The sequence below is a fragment of the Blautia sp. ZXY-1-B12 genome (assembly GCF_056339915.1).
In genome coordinates this window covers 1-3951 of the sequence record NZ_JBWJVP010000147.1, presented here as the reverse complement: position 1 = coordinate 3951, position 3951 = coordinate 1, and the positions used below count along the sequence as shown (strand labels likewise).

Annotated in this window: 3 protein-coding genes and 2 pseudogenes; 1 reads left to right on the top strand and 4 read right to left on the bottom strand. The window is 40.1% G+C overall.

Features of this window, described 5'->3' with window-relative positions:
* A pseudogene (locus AC075L_RS07795) lies at positions 1-910 on the top strand (3-deoxy-7-phosphoheptulonate synthase); the annotation flags it as partial.
* 250 nt (positions 911-1160) lie between these two features.
* Here AC075L_RS07795 and AC075L_RS07790 read toward each other — a convergent pair.
* The 4 genes and pseudogenes from AC075L_RS07790 to rny all read right to left on the bottom strand — a co-directional run.
* A complete protein-coding gene (locus tag AC075L_RS07790) occupies positions 1161-1640 on the bottom strand; it encodes a tyrosine-type recombinase/integrase (protein WP_476387489.1) in 480 nt (159 codons plus the stop codon).
* A gap of 279 nt (positions 1641-1919) precedes the next feature.
* Positions 1920-2054 carry a hypothetical protein gene (locus AC075L_RS07785; protein ID WP_476387488.1) on the bottom strand — a complete coding sequence of 45 codons (135 nt, stop codon included), beginning with the start codon at positions 2052-2054 and terminating at the stop codon, positions 1920-1922.
* Positions 2055-2451: 397 nt separating this feature from the next.
* Positions 2452-2904, bottom strand: coding sequence for a hypothetical protein (locus tag AC075L_RS07780; RefSeq protein ID WP_476387487.1), 453 nt, complete (start codon positions 2902-2904; stop codon positions 2452-2454).
* Between the two features lie 218 nt (positions 2905-3122).
* Positions 3123-3935 (bottom strand): annotated as a pseudogene (rny, locus tag AC075L_RS07775) (ribonuclease Y); the annotation flags it as partial.
* Positions 3936-3951 lie beyond the last annotated feature (16 nt).

Below are 3951 nucleotides of genomic sequence, written 5' to 3'. Positions count from 1 at the left end.
CGGAAAGTCCGATAAATTCCTCGCAATCATCGGTCCTTGTTCAGCAGATAATGAAGATGCTGTTCTGGACTATCTTACCAGATTACGCAATGTTCGGAGAAAATAGCTGACAAGGTTCTGATTGTTCCACGTGTTTATACAAACAAACCAAGAACAACAGGAGAAGGCTATAAAGGTATGGTTCACCAGCCGAATGCCCGAGAAACAGCCAAATCTTCTTGCAGGGCTTGTAGCAATCCGTAAAATGCATATCCATGCAATCCGGACCAGTGGTATGACCTGTGCAGATGAGATGCTTTATCCGGAAAATTACCGTTACCTTTCTGACCTGCTTTCTTATGTGGCAGTAGGTGCACGTTCTGTGGAAGACCAGCAGCATCGTCTTACCGTCAGCGGCATGGAAGTTCCTGCAGGTATGAAAAATCCAACCAGCGGCGATCTTGCAGTTATGCTCAATTCCGTTGTAGCAGCTCAGGGTGGACATCGTTTTATCTACAGAAGCTGGGAAGTAGAAACAACAGGTAATGAACTGGCTCATACAATTCTCCGCGGTGCCGTAAATAAACATGGGGAGGCAATCCCGAACTATCATTACGAGGATCTTCGTCTTCTCTGGGAGAAATATCAGGAGAAAAACCTTAAAAATCCGGCTGTTATCGTTGATACCAACCACTCTAATTCTAATAAACAATATGACCAGCAGGTTCGTATTGCAAAAGAGGTTCTCCACAGCCGCCAGGTAGACCCGGAACTTCATACTCTGGTAAAAGGGCTTATGATCGAGAGTTATATTGAACCGGGAAATCAGAAGATCGGATGTGATCATATTTACGGAAAATCTATTACCGATCCATGTCTTGGATGGGAAGAATCCGAACGTCTTCTGTATACAATTGCTGAGATGTGTTGATCCGTTATTGTTTATAAACAACATTCCATACTCTCTGATCAAATGGATCGCTGTAATTACATTATCTGTAAATAGCACATGTTATGACATTACAGGAAAAAACTATTCAGCCACCCACTGCTTATTGCTCTTCACAATTAAAGCAGGGGACTTACTTGATTCAGTTAAAAAAGCTTCTATAAACTGTTCAAAACAGACTATAGAAGCTTTTTCATTTGACATTATAGCAATCCTCATAAATAATAAGTTTTTAATGACGTGGATGTGTTTTCATATACACATCACGCATTTTATTCATATTCATGCCCAGATAAACCTGCGTAGTGGAAATATCGGAATGTCCCAGCATTTCCTGAACGCTTCGTATATCCGCACCATTCTGCAGCATATGCACAGCAAAAGAATGTCTCAATGTATGCGGGGCAATATCCCTTTTGATACCGGCATCATCCGCATATCCCTTTAATACTTTCCAGAATCCCTGACGGCTCATCGCTTTCCCTGAACAATTTGTAAATAATGCTGTTTCTTTCTCATCTTTCACAAAAACAGTTCTGGCTGTTTGCAGATACCGTTCCATTGCCTTCTTGCATGGAATACCAATAGGGATGATCCTCTCTTTTCCATTCTCATTACAGACCACATATCCAAACTGGAGATTGACATCAAAAATCTGAAGATGAAGCATCTCACTGACTCTCATACCTGTTGCATACAGCAATTCCAGCATTGCTGAATCTCTTATCCCTTTTAGGGGTATCCAATTTCGGCTGCTGAAGTAATTTATCCACTTCTTCTATGGTAAGTATCTCGAGGTGCCCTTCTCTCAACCTTCGGAGGTTTCAGGTTATCTGCCGGATCTCTCTGCGATCACGCCTTCCTTCCACAGATACTTGGAAAAACGCTCTCATAGAAGCAACGCTTCTGGAAATGGAAGATCGACGCAAACTTCTCACGTTCCATGTAACTGATATACCCTTCAAGCTCAAGTTCTTTTACATCTTTATAATTACTTGATCCCCCGTTCCTTCAGAAATTCCGCCATTTTTTTCAGATCTCTCTGGTATGAGATCTCTGTATTTGCCGATGTTTTTTTTGTCTTATAGCAGATATGTAATAAATTTCCCTTATTTACTATGTCCATATCTCCCGTTTCCTTTTAATCAAAATATCCGCTGCCTGTAGCTCCTGCGATCAGACGAAAATTAATCCTCTTTGCAGTTTATCAGCAGAAAATCGTACTCTCTCCGATAAAATGTATATGTATTATACTGTTTATTTTACATAAAATCAAACCTTTTTTTCGAGAAAAATCCTTGTATTTCAGAGCTTTTTCAGCATCAAATACCATATGTCGGAGATTTTATGACAACCAATACTAAATATAGTGAATCTGTCATTAAAAAATTTTTATATATTTCAGAATAATGTCAATGATCAGAGGGTTCACATAGCATTCGATAAGTATTCCCAGAAAATATCCTACTGCTGCAATGCACATTTTTTTAAGATAAATACTGACTTCTCCGGAAATCGATACCTCAGACTCTCCATATTTCTGATGATATCTTCCATTCCTGTTCCATAGAATAAAGCCAGACCGGAATGTAAAATAAATATTGTGGCAGCAAAAGTCCCATTCCGATCACCCCGCCTGCAAATCCAAATTCCAGTATAGAAACAGTCATTATCATACCTGCATACAATCCTGATCCCAGAAGCGTTATAACAGCAAGCGGCGCACCAAAAACCGAAAATCCACAGATTATATTCAACAGATAAAAAACACCTCTGTATTTTAATATTTCTTTCAGATATTCAATATTGCCTGTATTTTTTCCTGCAAATGTACTCAGAAAATATACCGATGCCCATGTTTTCTGCTGCCATTTTGCCTTCCAGATTATATTCGGTATCAGATTTCCGGCCAGAAATCCAAGAAGAAATAAAATAAGCGCAGGAAATTTTTTGGTTCCCGTTCTGTTTTTCTTCATTCTATCACCCTGTACCAGTTTACTGAGAAATTCCAGGAAGTATTCCTGTCTTTACAAGAAAGAATCGTGCCCGGAGGGCTTTTTTATGTTATAGGAACATTACGGAGTAATTTCCTATAACATAACATAAAAAAACTGCACAGACTGTATAAATACAATCTGCACAGTTTATATCTGCAAAGAACTGTCCACGATAGTCCATAAAATGAACAATCATATTATTTCGCATAGTCAATCGCTCTGCTTTCACGTATCACGTTGACTTTAATCTGACCGGGATATTCAAGTTCTGCTTCAATCTGTTTCGCAATATCGCGCGCAAGGAGAACCATATCTGCATCATTAACATGCTCCGGCACTACCATTACACGTATTTCTCTTCCCGCCTGAATGGCAAAAGATTTATCAACACCTTTAAACTGGTTCGTAATATCCTCCAGTTGTTTCAGACGATTGGTATAAGTTTCCAGCGTTTCTCTTCTTGCACCAGGTCTCGCCGCTGAAATAGCATCTGCAGCCTGTACAATACATGCGATCAGAGATTCCGGCTCACAGTCACCATGATGAGATGCGACCGTATTGATAACAATCTGGGATTCCTTATACTTCTTACAGAGATCCACACCAATCTGAATATGAGATCCTTCTACTTCATGGTCAATTGATTTACCAATATCATGAAGAAGACCTGCTCTCTTAGCCATACGGACATCTACGCCAACCTCACCGGCCAGCATTCCGGATAACTGAGCTACCTCAATAGAATGTCTTAAAGCATTCTGTCCATAATTTGAACGGAACTCATACGTCCAAGAAGTTTCAGTAATTCAGGATGAATACCATGAACTCCAACGTCCATAGCTGCATTCTCACCATCTTCGCGAATCTGCGCTTCTACTTCTCTCTGGGCTTTCTTCAACCATCTCTTCGATTCTGGCCGGATGGATACGTCCATCTACGATCAGTTTCTCAAGAGCTACACGTGCAACTTCACGACGGATCGGATCAAAAGCAGATAACACAACTGCTTTTCATGTGCATCAATAA